This is a genomic window from Pseudomonas sp. S44 (genome assembly GCF_016624805.1).
GTDB classification, from domain to species: Bacteria; Pseudomonadota; Gammaproteobacteria; order Pseudomonadales; family Pseudomonadaceae; genus Aquipseudomonas; species Aquipseudomonas machongensis.
Genome location: NZ_JACVTY010000003.1, coordinates 38,638 through 54,268 on the forward strand (window position 1 = coordinate 38,638; position 15,631 = coordinate 54,268).

Below are 15,631 nucleotides of genomic sequence, written 5' to 3' on the forward strand. Positions count from 1 at the left end.
GGAACTGCGCACTTTTCAGGATAGAGGCCATGCCCGAACGCGCCCCGCTCGACCCTACCACCGCCCGCTGGATCCCCTGGGTGGTGGCCATCGCCTTCTTCATGCAGTCGCTCGACGGCACCATCCTCAACACCGCGCTGCCGGCCATGGCCCGCTCGCTGGCAGAAGACCCGCTGCGCATGCAGGGCGTGATCATCGCCTACATGCTCACCGTAGCCCTGCTGATTCCGGCTTCGGGCTGGATCGCCGACCGCTTCGGCACCAAGCACATCTTCTTCGGCGCCATCCTGCTGTTCAGCCTGGGTTCGCTGCTGTGCGCGGCGGCCAACAGCTTGGGCTTTCTGATCATCGCCCGCGTCATCCAGGGCCTGGGCGGTGCCCTGATGCTGCCGGTCGGGCGATTGGTGGTGCTACGCGCCTACCCACGCTCGGAGCTGGTGCGGATCATGAGCTTCATCACCATCCCCGGCCTGTTGGGCCCGCTGCTGGGCCCAACCGTCGGCGGCTGGCTGGTGGAAATCCTCAGTTGGCACTGGATCTTCCTGCTCAACCTGCCGGTCGGCGCGCTGGGGTGCTACGCGGTATGGAAGTTCATCCCCGACCTGCGCGGCAGCGAACGCACCACCTTCGATGGACCCGGATTCATCCTGTTCGGAGCCGCGATGGTGCTGATCACCATCGCCATGGAGGGCCTGGGCGAGTTGCACCTGCCGCACCTGCGGGTGATGTTGCTGCTGTTCGCCGGCATGGCCTGCCTTGCCGCCTATTGGCTGCGCGCCGGGCGTGACCCGGAGCCGCTGTTCTCGCCCAGCCTGTTCCGCGTACGTACCTTTGCCATCGGCATCCTCGGCAACCTGTTCGCCCGCCTGGGCAGCGGCGCCCTGCCCTTCCTGGTGCCGCTGCTGCTGCAGGTGGCGCTGGGCTATTCGCCGGCCCAGGCCGGCATGAGCATGATCCCGCTGGCCGCCGCGGCGATGATCGCCAAGTCGGTGGCGCGGCCACTGATCGAGCGCCTCGGCTATCGCATCATCCTCACCGGCAACACGCTGTTGCTGGGGGTACTGCTGGCCAGCCTGGGACTGGTCGACGAGCAGACGCCGTATTGGCTGCTGCTGATGCAGTTGGGCTTGCTGGGCGCGGTGAATTCGCTGCAGTTCACCGCGATGAACACGGTGACGCTGATCGACCTCGACGACGCCAGCGCCAGCAGCGGCAACAGCCTGCTGTCGGTGGTCGCACAACTGTCGCTGAGCCTGGGCGTGGCCTGCGCCGGTGCGCTGCTCGGCGGCTTTACCGCCTCGGGGAGCGCAGAGGGAGTGGAAACCACGCTGGGCGCGTTCCAGTTGACCTTCCTGACCATCGGCCTGATGGCGATGCTGGCCGCGGCGATTTTCCTGCAACTGTCGCCGACGGACGGAAGGCGTGCCCGTCGTCCGGAAGAACACGTGGAAACGTAGGGCGAATGGCCATGAGGCTGGTAGACTGTGCGGCATTTTTCGCTTCGCACCGCAGGCCCGCCTCGTGACCACCGAATCCACCGCTTTCGCCTCCCTGCCGCTGTCCGCCGCCATGCTGGCCAACCTGGACGCCCTGGGCTATGCCTCGATGACCCCGATCCAGGCCCAGAGCCTGCCGGTCATCCTCAAGGGCCAGGACCTGATCGCCCAGGCCAAGACCGGCAGCGGCAAAACCGCCGCCTTCGGCATCGGCCTGCTCAATCCGATCAACCCACGCTTCTTCGGCTGCCAGGCGCTGGTGCTGTGCCCGACGCGCGAACTGGCCGACCAGGTCGCCAAGGAGCTGCGCCGCCTGGCCCGCGCCGAGGACAACATCAAGATCCTCACCCTCTGCGGCGGCGTCTCGCTGGGCCCGCAGATCGCCTCGCTGGAGCACGGTGCACACATCATCGTCGGCACCCCGGGCCGCATCCAGCAGCACCTGGACAAGGGCACCCTGGACCTGAAGGGGCTCAACACCCTGGTACTCGACGAAGCCGACCGCATGCTCGACATGGGCTTCTTCGACGCCATCGCCGCAATCATCGGCAAGACCCCATCGCGCCGCCAGACCTTGCTGTTCTCGGCCACCTACCCGGCCGGCATCGAGCAACTGGCCGCCGACTTCATGCGCAAGCCGCAGCAGGTCACGGTCGAGAGCCAGCACAGCGACAACCAGATCGAGCAGCGTTTCATCGAGATCGACCCGCAGCAGCGCCTGGAGGCGGTTACCCGCGTACTGGGCCACTACCGCCCGCAGTCGTGCGTGGCGTTCTGCTTCACCAAGCAGCAGTGCGAGGACCTGGTCACCCACCTCACCGCCAAGGGCATCGTTGCCCAGGCCCTGCACGGTGACCTGGAACAGCGTGACCGCGACCAGGTGCTGACGATGTTCGCCAACCGCAGCAGCTCGGTGCTGGTGGCCACCGATGTCGCCGCCCGCGGCCTGGATATCGACGGCCTGGACCTTGTGATCAACGTGGAACTGGCGCGCGATGCCGAGATCCATGTGCACCGCGTCGGGCGTACCGGCCGTGCCGGCGAGAAAGGCGTGGCGATCAGCCTGGTGGCCCCGGCCGAAGGCCACCGCGCCCAGGCCATCGAAGACCTGCAGAAGCGCCCGCTGCGCTGGGAGCAGTTGGACAGCCTGAAGAGCAAGGGCGGTGAACCACTGCTGCCGACCATGACCACCCTGTGCATCGCCGCCGGGCGCAAGGACAAACTGCGTCCGGGCGATATCCTCGGCGCCCTGACCGGCGATGCCGGGCTGCCGGGCAAGCAGGTGGGCAAGATCGCGATTTTCGATTTCGTGGCCTTCGTGGCGGTCGAGCGGGCCGTGGCCAAGCAGGCGATGCAGCGGCTGAACAGCGGCAAGATCAAGGGACGAGCCCTGAAGGTCCGTATCGTCTGAACTATTTTGCGGCTGCTTTGCAGCCCATCGCAGGCAAGCCAGCTCCCACAGGGAATGCACCCGGCCTAGACTCTGGGGATCCTGTGGGAGCTGGCTTGCCTGCGATGGACCGCGAAGCGGCCCCGGCAATCCATGAGGTAACACCGTGCACTCCACCGACGTGATCATCCTCGGCGCCGGCGCCGCCGGCCTGATGTGCGCCCAGCTCAGCGCGCGCCGCGGCCGCCGCGTGCTGCTGCTCGACCATGCCAACAAACCGGGCAAGAAAATCCTCATGTCCGGCGGCGGGCGCTGCAACTTCACCAACATGTACACCGAGCCCGCCAATTTCCTCTCGCAGAACCCGCACTTCTGCAAGTCGGCGCTGGCGCGCTACACCCAGTGGGACTTCATCGAGCTGGTCGCCAAGCACGGTGTGCCGTACCACGAGAAGAAGCTCGGCCAGCTGTTCTGCGACAACAAGTCCAGCGATATCCTCGACATGCTCCTGGCCGAATGCGACGACGCCGGCGCCGAGCTGCGGATGAACACCAGCATCGAACGGATCGAGAAGACCGACAGCGGTTATCGTCTGCACACCAGTGCCGGAGAATTTGCCTGCCAGTCGCTGGTGATCGCGACCGGCGGTCTGTCGATCCCGACCCTGGGCGCAACCGGCTTCGGCTACCAGGTCGCCCGTCAGTTCGGCCACGCCCTGCTGCCGACCCGCGCCGCGCTGGTGCCGTTCACCATCACCGAGCCCCAGCTCAAGGCATTGTGCACTGAGCTCTCTGGCACGTCGCTGGACTGCATCGCCAGTTGCAACGGCACCAGTTTTCGCGAAAACCTGCTGTTCACCCATCGCGGCCTGAGTGGCCCGGCGATCCTGCAGATTTCCTCGTACTGGGAAGCGGGCGACACGCTGGAGATCAACCTGTTGCCGGACCGCGATGCGCTGGAGTGGCTGCAAGGCGTGCAGGCCGAGCGCCCCAACAGCGAGCTGAAGACCGTGCTGGGCGAGGTGTTCACCCGCAAGCTGGCGACCCTGCTGGCCGAACAGTGGTTCGTTTCGAAACCCTTGAAGCAGTACACCCCGGCAGAATTGACCCAGATCGCCGGGCAGCTCGCGGCCTGGCAACTGGTGCCGGCAGGTACCGAGGGCTACCGCACCGCGGAAGTGACCCTGGGCGGCGTCGACACTCGCGAGGTGTCGTCCAAGACCATGGAATCGCTCAAGAGCCCGGGATTGTTCTTCATCGGCGAGGTGCTGGACGTCAGCGGCCACCTGGGCGGGTTCAATTTCCAGTGGGCGTGGGCTTCTGCCAACGCAGCGGCGCAGTTCGTTTAGAGTAGAATCCTTTCAGCACGGAACGCTTCTTGCTGGTCTGTGCCGGGAAGATTTGACCGAGTGCGCTGCCTTTCGCGGGCAAGCCCGCTCCCACAGGATAGTGCTGGCCTTGTGGGAGCGGGCTTGCCCGCGAAAGGCAGCGCAGCCGCGTCGGTCCCAAGGTCCTCATTCGAACTCTGTCCAGCAGGCCACTATGTCATCGAGCTCGTTCCGCCATTCATTGCGTCGCTTGTGGGGCCAAGACAAGTTCAGCTATGCCATCCGGGTGACCATCGCCCTGACCGGCACCATGGCCTGGTGCTGGTACCAGAACGAGATGAGCCTGCTCATCCCGTTGTTCCTCGGCATCATTGCCAGCGCCCTGGCCGAGACCGACGACGGCTGGCAGGGCCGTCTCAGTGCGCTGGCCGTCACGCTGGTGTGTTTCGCCATCGCCGCGTTGTCGGTCGAGCTGCTCTTCCCCTACCCCTGGATCTTCGCCGGCTCACTGGCCCTGGCAGCCTTTGGCCTGACCATGCTCGGTGCCCTGGGCGAACGCTATGGCGCCATCGCCTCGGCGACGCTGATCCTGTCGGTGTACACCATGATCGGCGTTGACCAGCGCGGCGGCGTGGTCACCGATTTCTGGCACGAGCCGCTGCTGCTGGTGGCTGGTGCCGCGTGGTACGGGGCGCTCTCGGTACTCTGGCAGGCGCTGTTCTCCAACCAGCCGGTGCAGCAGAGCCTGGCCAAGCTGTTCTACGAGCTGGGCAGCTACCTCAAGCTCAAGGCCAGTCTGTTCGAACCGGTGCGCACCCTCGACGTGGAGGCCACGCGCCTGGAGCTGGCCAAGCAGAACGGCAAGGTGGTGGCCGCGCTCAATGCCGCCAAGGAAATCATCCTGCACCGGGTCGGCAACAGCCAGCCCAACTCCAAGGTCAGTCGTTACCTGAAGCTGTACTTCCTGGCCCAGGACATCCACGAGCGCGTCAGCGCCTCGCACTACCCCTACAACGCCCTGAGCGAGGCGTTCTTCCACAGTGATGTGATGTTCCGCTGCCAGCGCCTGTTGCGCAAACAGGGTTCGTCCTGCCAGGAGCTGGCCCGTTCGATCCGCCTGCGCCAGCCGTTCGTGCTCGCCAGCGGCTACCCCGAGGCACTGGAAGACCTGAACGCCTCGCTGGAGCATCTGCGCACCCAGAACAACCCGGCCTGGCGCAGCCTGCTGCGCTCGCTGCGGGCACTGGCGGTGAACCTGGCCACGCTGGACCGCTTGCTCGGCGCAGCCAGCAACCCCGACAGCCTCGCCGACGCCAGCGACAGCAGCCTGCTCGACCGCTCGCCGCGCACGTTCAAGGAAGTGTGGAAACGCCTGCGCACCCAGCTCACGCCCACCTCGCTGCTGTTCCGCCACGCCCTGCGCCTGCCGCTGGCGCTGTCGATCGGCTATGGCATGGTGCACCTGATCCACCCCACGCAAGGCTACTGGATCATCCTCACCACCCTGTTCGTCTGCCAGCCCAACTATGGCGCGACACGGCGCAAGCTGGTGCAGCGGATCTTCGGTACCGCCATCGGCCTGACAGTTGGCTGGGCGCTGTTCGACCTGTTCCCCAACCCGATCGTCCAGTCGCTGTTCGCGGTGGTCGCTGGCGTGGTGTTCTTCGTCAACCGCACCACCCGCTACACCCTGGCCACGGCGGCGATCACGCTGATGGTGCTGTTCTGCTTCAACCAGATCGGCGATGGCTACGGGCTGTTCCTGCCGCGCCTGTTCGACACCCTGGTGGGCGCCCTGATCGCGATCCTCGCGGTGTTCCTGTTCCTGCCCGACTGGCAGGGGCGACGCCTGAACAAGGTGCTGGCCAACACCCTGACCTGCGCCAGCCTGTACCTGCGCCAGATCATGCAGCAGTACGCCAACGGCAAGCGCGACGACCTCGCCTACCGCCTGGCACGGCGCAACGCCCACAACGCCGACGCGGCGTTGTCGACCACACTGTCGAACATGCTCATGGAGCCGGGGCACTTCCGCAAGGAGGCCGATGTGGGCTTCCGCTTCCTGGTGCTGTCGCACACCTTGCTCAGCTACCTGTCAGGGCTGGGCGCACACCGGGACACGGCGTTGCCTGCCGAAGTGCACGAGCAGTTGATCGATGGCGTCGGCAGCAGCCTGGCGCGCAGTCTCGACGAGATCGCCAATGGCCTGGCGGCGCGGCTGCCGGTGGCCATTCACAGCGATGAAGAAGAAGCGCTGGCCAACCAGCTGGAGCAGATGCCCGAGGAGCTGGATGAGCATCAGCGACTGGTACAGACCCAGTTGGCGTTGATCTGCCGGCAACTGGGGCCGTTGCGTACATTGGCGGCGCATCTGATCAAGGAAGGGGAGCCGGCTTGAGTCGGCTGTCCGCACCGGCCCTACCGCGGGACGAGTCGGAGCGCGATAGGGCCGCTACCACAGGAATTGGCTGAACTTTAAATTTTGAGCAAGACAGTTGCTCCCAGATGTTCAGGCCTGCACTGTACCTGTGGGAGCGGGCTCGTCCCGCGATAGGGCCGGCACCGACACTCCAGGTCACAAGCCATACTGCTTCAACAACCGCGCATAGCTGCCATCGGCCTTCATCGCTGCAATCGCCCGCTCGAAACGCTCGACGATCTGCCGATGCTCAGGATGCTGAAGGCTGACGAGGATATGCAGGCTGTTCTCCCCCAGCGGCCGCTCGACGAAATCCACCGCCTCGCGCACCTCCTGCGGCTCACGCTGCAGGTTGTAGCGCGCCACGTACTCGTCCTCGACCGCCAGGTCCACGCGCCCTGCCGCCAGCATGCGGATCGCCGACGGGAAGTTGCGCACCGCCACCTTGTTCAGCCGGCTGTCGCCATCGAACGCTTGTGAGTAGGCGTAGTCACGCACAACAGCGATGCTGTACGGATAAAGATCGGCCAGTCGCTTGAAGCCAAGTACCTCGCGCTGGCGCTTGAGCAGGCGAATACGGTTGGTCAGGTAGGCCCCCGAGAACTGGCCCAGGCGAGTACGCGATTCGTTGTACCAGGCATTGATAAGCACGTCGTAGCGCCCCTCGCCAATCCCCAGCAGCGCCCGCGCCCAGGGCACTTCCTCGAACTCGCTGGCGTACCCGGCGCGGGTGAGTGCCGTAGTGACGATGCTGGTGGCCAGGCCTCCGCCCGGCATGGCACTGTCGGAGAACGGCGGCCATTTGTCAGCCACCAGGCGCAGCGGTGGCTGCGCCGCCGCGAGCGCCGTGAACATCATTGCGGTCAATCCCAGAACGCAAAGCAGTGGCCGCATGCTCAGTTCCTTTCGCAGTTGAGAGCCCCACACTGATTACGGGAGAGTACACAAAGGCGACAGGCAACGGCAGCGGACGATGATGTCATTTAGCCTCTATTTTGGCCGAACTGTGCGAGCAGGTCTCCTTAGCCTCTTGCCTCAAGGGACATCAAGGCACACCGCGCGATCTGCGCGTCTTGCACCGCTACGCCGGTCAGGTCAGCCAAGGTGATCGCGGTATCCTGGCTACGGCCACTCGCCTGCCCTGCCAGCAACGCGCCGATCTCGATCAGGTCGGTAGGTGCAATGAGCCCGGAATCCAGGGCGTGGGACACCTCGCCGTAGCGGCTGCATTGCCCGATAGCGTCCACCACGATGCAATCGGCGGCGGCTACCAGCGCCGGGTCGAGCTCCTGCTTGCCAGGCCCATCGGCGCCCACTGCGGTGATATGGGTGCCGGGCTGTATCCATTCACGCTGCAGCAGCGGCTCGCGCGAAGGCGTGGTGCAGACGATCAGGTTGGCGGACTCGGCAAGCTCGCGGGCCTCATGAGTGGTGCGCACCTCGAAGCCCAGCCCTTCGGCGAACCGTCGATAGTCCGCAAGCCGCCCGGCATCGCGGCCCCAGGCGATCAGACGGCGGCAGTCGGTGACCGGCAGCAGTTGTTCGAGCTGCATCCGCGCCTGCACTCCGCTGCCCAGTACACCGATTGCCCGTACCTTGCGCGGCGCCAACAGGCGGGCGACGACACGCCCGGCCAGTGCAGTGCGCAGGCAGGTCAGCCAGCCTTGGTCCTGGAGCAGCGCCAGCGGTTGGCCGGTACTGGCCGAAAACACCAGCATCAAGCCATCGTTGCTTTCCAGGCCCTTGGACGGGTTGTCGTAGAAACCGGTGGAGACTTTCACCGTGAAGGTATCGCTGCCCTGCAGCCAGGCGGACTTCACGCAGCAGTCGCCGTTTTGTTCGGTGAAGGCGAAATTCTGCACCGGTGGCACATGCACCTCGCCCGCGGAGAAGGCGATAAAACCCTCTTCGATGAGGCGTACCGCCAAATCCCGGTCGAGGATTTCGACCAGTTGCGCCTTGTCGATGATCCTCATTGGATCGCCTCCAGGAACTTCTCCAGCACGATGTTGCGCCCGCACAGCACCCCCGCGACCTTCTTGCCCTGGAACTCACCAGCCAGTTTCTGCATGCCCGCGACGGCAACCCCTGCCGCCCCTTCGATGATCCAGCGGTCGTGGGCTGCGACGTCGCGCATGGCTGCGCTGATCTCAGCCTCGCTGACCAGCACGGTGCGATGCAGCAACTGCTGGCACAGGGGGAAGGTGATGGCGCCGGGCTCGACGCCGCCGGCCGTGCCGTCCGACAGAGTATCGAGTTCTTGCATCTCGATGATCCGCCCCTCCTCCAGCGAGCGCTGCAGGGTGGGTGCGTTGGCAGGCCAGCAGCCGATGACCTGCACCGAGGGTGCAAGCGCGCGCAGTGCAGCGCCAATGCCCGAGATCAAGCCGCCACCACCGACAGCGACGAACACCGCGTCCAGGTCCGGCGCCTGCTCGAACAGCTCCATGCCGATGGTGCCCTGGCCAGCGATGATCTGCGCGTCGTTGTAGGGGGAGACGAAAGGCTTGCCCTGCAGCTTGGCCTGGCGAGCCGCCTCAAGCTCGACCGACAGCGGGTCACTGTCGAGTTCGATAACCTCGGCCCCCAGGCCGCGCATGGCCCGGATCTTCAGCGGCGAGGCGCTGCTGCTGACGTACACGGTGACCGGCACACCCAGCAACTGCCCGGCCAGTGCAAGGCCCTGCCCGTGATTGCCGGAAGAGGCGGTGATCACGCCAGCCTGACGCTGCGTAGGGTCGAGCAGGCGCAGCTTGTTGCTGGCCCCGCGGAATTTGAAGGAGCCGGTGTGCTGCAGATGTTCGCACTTGAGATGAACATTGCAGCCGCTCTGGCGGGAGAGCCCCGGGCTGTGGCTGAGCGGCGTGACCGCCACCTGGGGACGAAGGGCTTCGTGGGCTTCGCGGATGGCGTGGGGCAGGGTGTCCAGGATGGTCATGGGGGCTCCTTGGGCGATGCGCAGGGGCAAACACCACGATGTAGAATTAAATTCTACCGTAGACTATTTTTCCAGACATTGAAAGCCTGTCGTTTGCCAGCGGTGGCCTCAGCCTTCGCGCAACGCCTTCACATACTTGTACACCGTCGCCCGTCCCATCCCCAGCACGTTGGCCACGTAGTCATGGGCGCTCTTGCCGCGGAACGCGCCCTCCCCGTGCAGCGCCTCGACCAACTGCCGCTTCTGCTCGCGGTCCAGCCCGCCCAGGCTCAATCCGCGCGCCTGCAACCAGGCATGCAGGAAGGTGTTGATGCGCTCCTGCCAGTCGTCGCGGAACAATGCCTGCGGTTGCGGCAACAGGCGGCTGGCCTGGAAGAACGCCTCCAGCGCATCGCGCGCCTGCTCGAGAATCGAAACGTTGAGGTTGATGCAGATCAGCGCCTCGGGCTGGCCGCTGGCGTCGCGCATCACGCTGCTGATCGAACGGATCTTCTGCCCGTTCCAGTTGAGCTTTTCATACGGCCCCAGGCGGGTGCTGTCATCGAACTGGCTGGGCAGGTCGTCGAGCCCGGAATCATCGCCGAGCTGGCGCTTGGAAATGTTGTTGGCGATATGCACCACCGTCTGGCTGGCCAGGTCGTGCACCACCACTTCGGCATGCGGGAACAACAGGGCTGCGATGCCCTCGGCCATGGCGGCGTAGTTGCTGAAGCGGCTGGACGGCATGAACGTGTCCTGGAGGGTGGTCATGGATAGCCGAGCACTTCGCGGATAGTGCGCAGGTGCTGGATGATCCACTGCTTGTCGATCGCACCCCATTCACGGATGCGGTAGTGGCCAGCGTGGTTGCGCGCGCCGCTCTGCTGCTCGAATTCGCAGACGATATCCAGGTCGGCGAGGGCGGCGATGGTGTCCTGGGCGGTACGCCGCGGCATGCCGGTGGCTTCCATCAGCGCGGGCACGCTGGTGGCGGTCTGGCTGTCGATCAACCAGGCCACGTAGAGACGGCGATAGAAGCTGCTCTTGGTCTTGCTCACGTCCATGCTGATGGGATCCTCATGCATTGCCTGGCAATTCGCGCCAGGTCAGGTAGACACGCAAGTCGAACTCCAGTTGATGGTAGTCCGGCTCCATGTGCTGGCACAGCTGGTAGAACGCCTTGTTGTGGTCGCGCTCACGCAGGTGCGCCAGCTCGTGCACCACGATCATGCGCAGAAACTGCGGCGCCGCGTCCTTGAACAACGAGGCGATGCGGATTTCCTTCTTGGCCTTGAGGTTGCCCCCCTGCACCCGCGACACCGCCGTGTTCAGGCCCAGGGCCCGGTGGGTGAGGTCGAGACGGTTGTCGTAGAGCACCTTGTCCAGCGACGGCGCGCTGCGCAGGTACTGCTGACGCAGGTCTTGGGCATAGAGGTAAAGCGCCTTGTCGCTCTGCACCTCGTGGCGCTCGGGGTAGCGCTGCTGCAGGTAACCGCCCAGGCGATCGCTGGCGATCATCTGGCGGACCTGTTCCTGCAGGTGCGGGGGGTAGGCTTGCAAGTAGCGTAGGGTGGTCATGGGGTGGGAGTTTACCGAATTGGTGAGGGCCTGTGGTTGGCCGGGCTGGCCCTTTCGCGGGCAAGCCCGCTCCTACAGGACGCAAAATTTGGCTAGGATGCTGTATTCGCCCCTGCTCGAAGCACTCACCATGCCCAAAGCCAGCAAGATCACCGACCCGTCCTACGAACTGATGGACGACCACGAAGGCCATTCGCTGATCTACCGCCAGCACGGCTTCCCGAGCCCGCTGGTGCGTTGGCACTTCCACAAGGAATACGAGCTGCACCTGATCGTCGCCAGCTCCGGCAAGGTGTTCATCGGCGACTACATCGGCAACTTCGCCCCGGGCACGCTGTTTCTCACGGGGCCGAACCTGCCGCACAACTGGATCAGCCAGGTGGCCGCCGACGAGGTGGTCGATACCCGCGACATGCTGGTCAACTTCACTGACGAAGTGCTCGAGCAAGGCAGCCAGGTATTCTCCGAGCTCAACCAGCTGACGCCACTGCTGGCCCGTGCCAGCTATGGCATCGAATTTCGCGACCCGCGCCTGATCGCCGAGAGCCAGCAACTGATGCAACGCATCTCGCAAAGTGCCGGCATGACGCGCCTGGGATACTTTTTTATCCTCATGGAACAGCTTGCTGCCTGCGAGGACTACCAGCTGCTGTCCACCGTCACCTCCTCGCAGCTGGCCGATGAACACAACGTCGACCGCATCAACCGCGCGGTGGACTACATCTTCCAGCACTACGCCCAGGACCTCACCCAGAACGAGGTCGCCGAGCACCTTGGCATGACCCCCACCTACTTTTCGCGCTTCTTCAAGCAGGCCGCCGGGCGCGGCTTCGTCGAGTTCGTCAATCGCCTGCGGATCAGCAAGTCCTGCGAGCTGCTGGCCCGCAGCGACCTGCCGGTGACCGAGGTGTGCTTCGAATCCGGCTTCAGCAACCTGTCCAACTTCAACCGGCGTTTCCAGCAGCTCAAGGGCATGACACCGTCGGGCTACCGCAGCCTGGTCACTCAGCGCCTGACCGAGCAGAACCTTTCCTGAAACGTTTGAGCAGTGCATCACACTGCAAATACCCCAGTGCAAAAAAGTATCGGCCCGCGTGCAGTCGAGGCTTTGTTGCGCTGGCGATGCAGGAGTGTAATCGGCAACCAGCGACACAAAAAAAACAATAGTGACTTCCGCGCCGCCCTGCGGTCCGGAAGAGGAGTTCAACGATGAACGACTCGATCAAGGCCTGCGTGGCCGTTGCCTGTCTGAGCCTGCCGGTGTTTGCCCAGGCTGCCGAAACCCTGACCATTGCCACCGTCAACAACAACGACATGATCCGCATGCAGCGGCTGTCCAAGGTGTTCGAGGAACAGCACCCGGACATCAAGCTCAAGTGGGTGGTGCTCGAAGAGAACGTCCTGCGCCAACGCCTGACCACCGATATCGCCACCCAAGGCGGGCAATTCGACGTGCTCACCATCGGCATGTACGAAGCCGCGCTGTGGGGCGCCAAGGGTTGGCTGGAGCCCATGAAAGACCTGCCTGCCGACTATCAGCTCGACGATGTCTTCCCTTCGGTGCGCGACGGCTTGTCGGTCAAGGGCACGCTCTACGCCCTGCCCTTCTATGCCGAAGCCTCGATCACCTACTACCGCAAGGACCTGTTCCAGCAGGCCGGGCTGCAGATGCCCGAGCAACCGACCTGGACCCAACTGGGCGAATTCGCCGCCAAACTCAACAAACCCGAAGCCGGCCAGTACGGCATCTGCCTGCGCGGCAAGGCCGGCTGGGGTGAAAACATGGCGCTCATCGGCACCCTGGCCAATGCCTTCGGCGCCCGCTGGTTCAACGAGCAGTGGCAGCCGGAGTTCACCGGCAGCGAGTGGACCAAGGCGCTGAACTTCTACGTCGACACCATGAAGCAGTACGGCCCGCCCGGCGCCTCCAGCAATGGCTTCAACGAGAACCTGGCGCTGTTCAACAGCGGCAAGTGCGCGATGTGGGTCGACGCCAGCGTCGCCGGCTCGTTCGTCACCGACAAGAGCCAGAGCAAGGTCGTGGACGATGTGGGCTTCACCTTCGCGCCGAAGGAAGTCACCGACAAGGGCGCGACCTGGCTGTATTCCTGGGCGCTGGCGATCCCCACCAGTTCCAAGTCCAAGGACGCGGCCAGGACCTTCAGCACCTGGGCCACCTCCCAGGCCTATGGCCAGCTGGTCGCCGACAAGGAAGGCGTGGCCAACGTGCCGCCAGGCACCCGCGCCTCCACCTACAGCGAGGCCTACCTGCAGGCCGCACCGTTCGCCAAGGTCACGCTGGAGTCGCTGAAGAAGGTCGACCCCAACCACCCGACCCTCAAGCCTGTGCCCTACGTGGGTATCCAGCTGGTGACCATTCCTGAGTTCCAGGCCATCGGCACCCAGGTCGGCAAGCTGTTCTCCGCCGCCCTGACCGGCCAGATGAAGCCTGAGCAGGCGCTGGCTGCCGCCCAGTCGTCCACCGAACGCGAGATGAAACGCGCCGGCTACCCCAAGTAGACCGCCACTGACCGCCAGCACGCCGCCCTCGGTGTGCCGGCGGCCGGCTGCTCGCCCCTTTCTGCCGTACACGGAGTCGTCATGAACACCTCGGCCCTCGACACCCCGACCCACGCCCCCGCGCGCCCCGGCAAACGCCGCGTCGGCCCCGGCTGGTTCCTGGTCAGCCCTTCGGTGGCGCTGCTGCTGTTATGGATGATCGTGCCCCTGGGCATGACCCTGTATTTCTCGCTGATCCGCTACAACCTGCTGTACCCCGGCGAGAACGACTTCGTCGGCCTGGAGAACTTCAGCTTCTTCGTCACCGACGCCGGCTTCCTGCCCGGCGCCCTGAATACCCTGACCCTGGTCGGCAGCGTGCTGGCGATCAGCGTGGTGTTCGGCGTGCTCATCTCTGCATTGCTGGAGGCCGGTGAGTTCTGGGGCCGCGGCGTGGTGCGCGTGCTGCTGATCTCACCGTTCTTCATCATGCCCACGGTCAGCGCGCTGCTGTGGAAGAACCTGATCTTCCACCCGGTGTCCGGGATCCTCGCGGCGGTCTGGCGCCTGTTCGGCGCGCAGCCGGTGGACTGGCTGGCGCACTATCCATTGCTATCGATCATCCTCATCGTGTCGTGGCAATGGCTGCCGTTCGCCATCCTGATCCTGATGACCGCCATGCAGTCGCTGGACCAGGAACAGAAGGAGGCCGCACGCCTGGACGGTGCCGGACCGCTGGCGATCTTCTGGCACCTGACCCTGCCGCACCTGGCGCGACCGATCGCCGTGGTGGTGATGATCGAAACCATCTTCCTGCTGTCGGTGTTCGCCGAAATTTTCACCACCACCAGCGGCGGGCCGGGCTACGAGTCCACCAACCTCGCCTACCTGATCTACAACCAGGCATTGCTGCAGTTCGACGTCGGCATGGCGTCGGCCGGTGGCCTGATTGCCGTGCTGATCGCCAACATCGCCGCCATCGTGCTGGTGCGCATGATCGGCAAGAACCTCACCGAGCGCAGCTGAGGAGCCCGCCATGCTGACACTCAAGCAAACCCGCCGCCTGCGCGATGCGCTGATCGGCCTGCTGTGCTGGGGCATTGCCCTGGCGATCTTCTTCCCGATCTTCTGGATGCTGCTGACCAGCTTCAAGACCGAGCTCGACGCCTTCGCCACGCCGCCGCAGTTCATCTTCCACCCGACGCTGGAGAACTACCTGCACATCAACGAGCGCAGCGACTACTTCGCCTACGCCTGGAACTCGGTGCTGATCTCGTTCTCCGCAACCTTGCTGTGCATGCTGATCGCAGTGCCTGCGGCCTACTCGATGGCGTTCTTCGAAACCCGCCACACCAAGCGCACGCTGCTGTGGATGCTGTCGACCAAGATGCTGCCACCGGTGGGGGTGCTGATGCCGATCTACCTGCTGGCCAAGCAGTTCGGCCTGCTCGATTCACGGCTGTCGCTGATCATCGTCTACACCCTGATCAACCTGCCGATCGTAGTGTGGATGGTGTACACCTACTTCAAGGACATCCCCGTCGACATCCTCGAAGCGGCGCGCCTGGACGGTGCGGGCACCTGGCAGGAAATCCTCCGTGTGCTGCTACCGATCGCCCGTGGCGGCCTCGCCTCGACCGTGCTGCTGTCGCTGATCCTGTGCTGGAACGAGGCGTTCTGGTCGCTCAACCTGACTTCTTCGGCCGCGGCGCCATTGACCGCGCTGGTGGCCTCCTACTCAAGCCCCGAAGGCCTGTTCTGGGCCAAGCTCTCGGCCGTCTCGACCCTGGCCTGCGCACCGATCCTGATCTTTGGCTGGATCAGCCAGAAGCAACTGGTGCGCGGGCTGTCGTTCGGAGCGGTGAAATGAATACCCCCAACTACACCATTTCTGTAGGAGCGGGCTTGCCCGCGAAGCAAACACTGCGGTGCATGGCAGCGGCTATGCCGGTGTTCGCGGGCGAGCCCGCTCCTACAGGATTCTGCAAAACCTCAATTTTTCCTG

At 64.6% G+C, this 15,631-nt stretch carries 14 protein-coding genes; 8 read left to right on the top strand and 6 right to left on the bottom strand.

Translation table 11 applies throughout. The features are described 5' to 3' along the window. Positions 1-29 precede the first annotated feature (29 nt). The 4 genes from mdtD (at position 30) to yccS (ending at position 6,611) form a co-directional block, all read left to right on the top strand. Positions 30-1,457 carry a multidrug transporter subunit MdtD gene (mdtD, locus tag IAE40_RS04325; RefSeq protein WP_054893133.1) on the top strand — a complete coding sequence of 476 codons (1,428 nt, stop codon included), beginning with the start codon at positions 30-32 and terminating at the stop codon, positions 1,455-1,457. Between the two features lie 112 nt (positions 1,458-1,569). Beyond that, on the top strand, positions 1,570-2,907 hold the full coding sequence (dbpA, locus tag IAE40_RS04330; RefSeq protein ID WP_232233518.1) for an ATP-dependent RNA helicase DbpA: 1,338 nt from the start codon (positions 1,570-1,572) through the stop codon (positions 2,905-2,907). A gap of 145 nt (positions 2,908-3,052) precedes the next feature. Beyond that, entirely contained in the window at positions 3,053-4,234 is a 1,182-nt protein-coding gene (locus IAE40_RS04335; protein ID WP_200602733.1) for an NAD(P)/FAD-dependent oxidoreductase, read from the top strand. Between the two features lie 193 nt (positions 4,235-4,427). After that, positions 4,428-6,611, top strand: coding sequence for a YccS family putative transporter (gene yccS / locus IAE40_RS04340; RefSeq protein ID WP_125931259.1), 2,184 nt, complete (start codon positions 4,428-4,430; stop codon positions 6,609-6,611). A 177-nt stretch (positions 6,612-6,788) separates the two neighbouring features. Here the strand turns inward: yccS and IAE40_RS04345 are convergent, their stop codons facing one another. The 6 genes from IAE40_RS04345 to IAE40_RS04370 form a co-directional block, all read right to left on the bottom strand. Further along, positions 6,789-7,526 (bottom strand): substrate-binding periplasmic protein, encoded by a 738-nt coding sequence (locus IAE40_RS04345; RefSeq protein ID WP_054893129.1) that lies wholly within the window; start codon positions 7,524-7,526, stop codon positions 6,789-6,791. A gap of 128 nt (positions 7,527-7,654) precedes the next feature. Beyond that, a complete protein-coding gene (locus tag IAE40_RS04350; RefSeq protein ID WP_200602734.1) occupies positions 7,655-8,608 on the bottom strand; it encodes an ornithine cyclodeaminase family protein in 954 nt (317 codons plus the stop codon). Then, positions 8,605-9,570 carry a threonine/serine dehydratase gene (locus IAE40_RS04355; RefSeq protein ID WP_200602735.1) on the bottom strand — a complete coding sequence of 322 codons (966 nt, stop codon included), beginning with the start codon at positions 9,568-9,570 and terminating at the stop codon, positions 8,605-8,607. Before IAE40_RS04355 ends, IAE40_RS04350 begins: the two co-directional genes overlap by 4 nt. Before the next feature lie 108 nt (positions 9,571-9,678). After that, the gene (locus IAE40_RS04360; protein WP_234465062.1) at positions 9,679-10,320 is read right to left on the bottom strand and encodes a helix-turn-helix transcriptional regulator; all 642 of its coding nucleotides are present in this window, start codon (positions 10,318-10,320) and stop codon (positions 9,679-9,681) included. Then, positions 10,317-10,613 (bottom strand): winged helix-turn-helix domain-containing protein, encoded by a 297-nt coding sequence (locus tag IAE40_RS04365; RefSeq protein ID WP_054895459.1) that lies wholly within the window; start codon positions 10,611-10,613, stop codon positions 10,317-10,319. The genes IAE40_RS04360 and IAE40_RS04365 overlap by 4 nt, the downstream gene beginning before the upstream one ends. Positions 10,614-10,626: 13 nt before the next feature. Further along, complete coding sequence (locus tag IAE40_RS04370; protein WP_200602736.1) at positions 10,627-11,127, bottom strand: M48 metallopeptidase family protein; 501 nt, start codon at positions 11,125-11,127, stop codon at positions 10,627-10,629. Between the two features lie 130 nt (positions 11,128-11,257). On the opposite strand from IAE40_RS04370, the gene IAE40_RS04375 reads away from it, so the two are divergent. From IAE40_RS04375 to IAE40_RS04390, 4 genes are all read left to right on the top strand, one after another. Continuing rightward, entirely contained in the window at positions 11,258-12,163 is a 906-nt protein-coding gene (locus IAE40_RS04375; protein ID WP_054895474.1) for an AraC family transcriptional regulator, read from the top strand. Positions 12,164-12,336: 173 nt separating this feature from the next. Next, positions 12,337-13,647: an ABC transporter substrate-binding protein gene (locus IAE40_RS04380; RefSeq protein ID WP_054895461.1), complete on the top strand. Its 1,311-nt coding sequence runs from the start codon at positions 12,337-12,339 to the stop codon at positions 13,645-13,647. A gap of 81 nt (positions 13,648-13,728) precedes the next feature. Further along, positions 13,729-14,652, top strand: a complete 924-nt coding sequence (locus IAE40_RS04385) for a carbohydrate ABC transporter permease (RefSeq protein ID WP_054895462.1) — start codon at positions 13,729-13,731, stop codon at positions 14,650-14,652. A 10-nt stretch (positions 14,653-14,662) separates the two neighbouring features. Next, the gene (locus IAE40_RS04390; RefSeq protein WP_063546497.1) at positions 14,663-15,496 is read left to right on the top strand and encodes a carbohydrate ABC transporter permease; all 834 of its coding nucleotides are present in this window, start codon (positions 14,663-14,665) and stop codon (positions 15,494-15,496) included. Positions 15,497-15,631 lie beyond the last annotated feature (135 nt).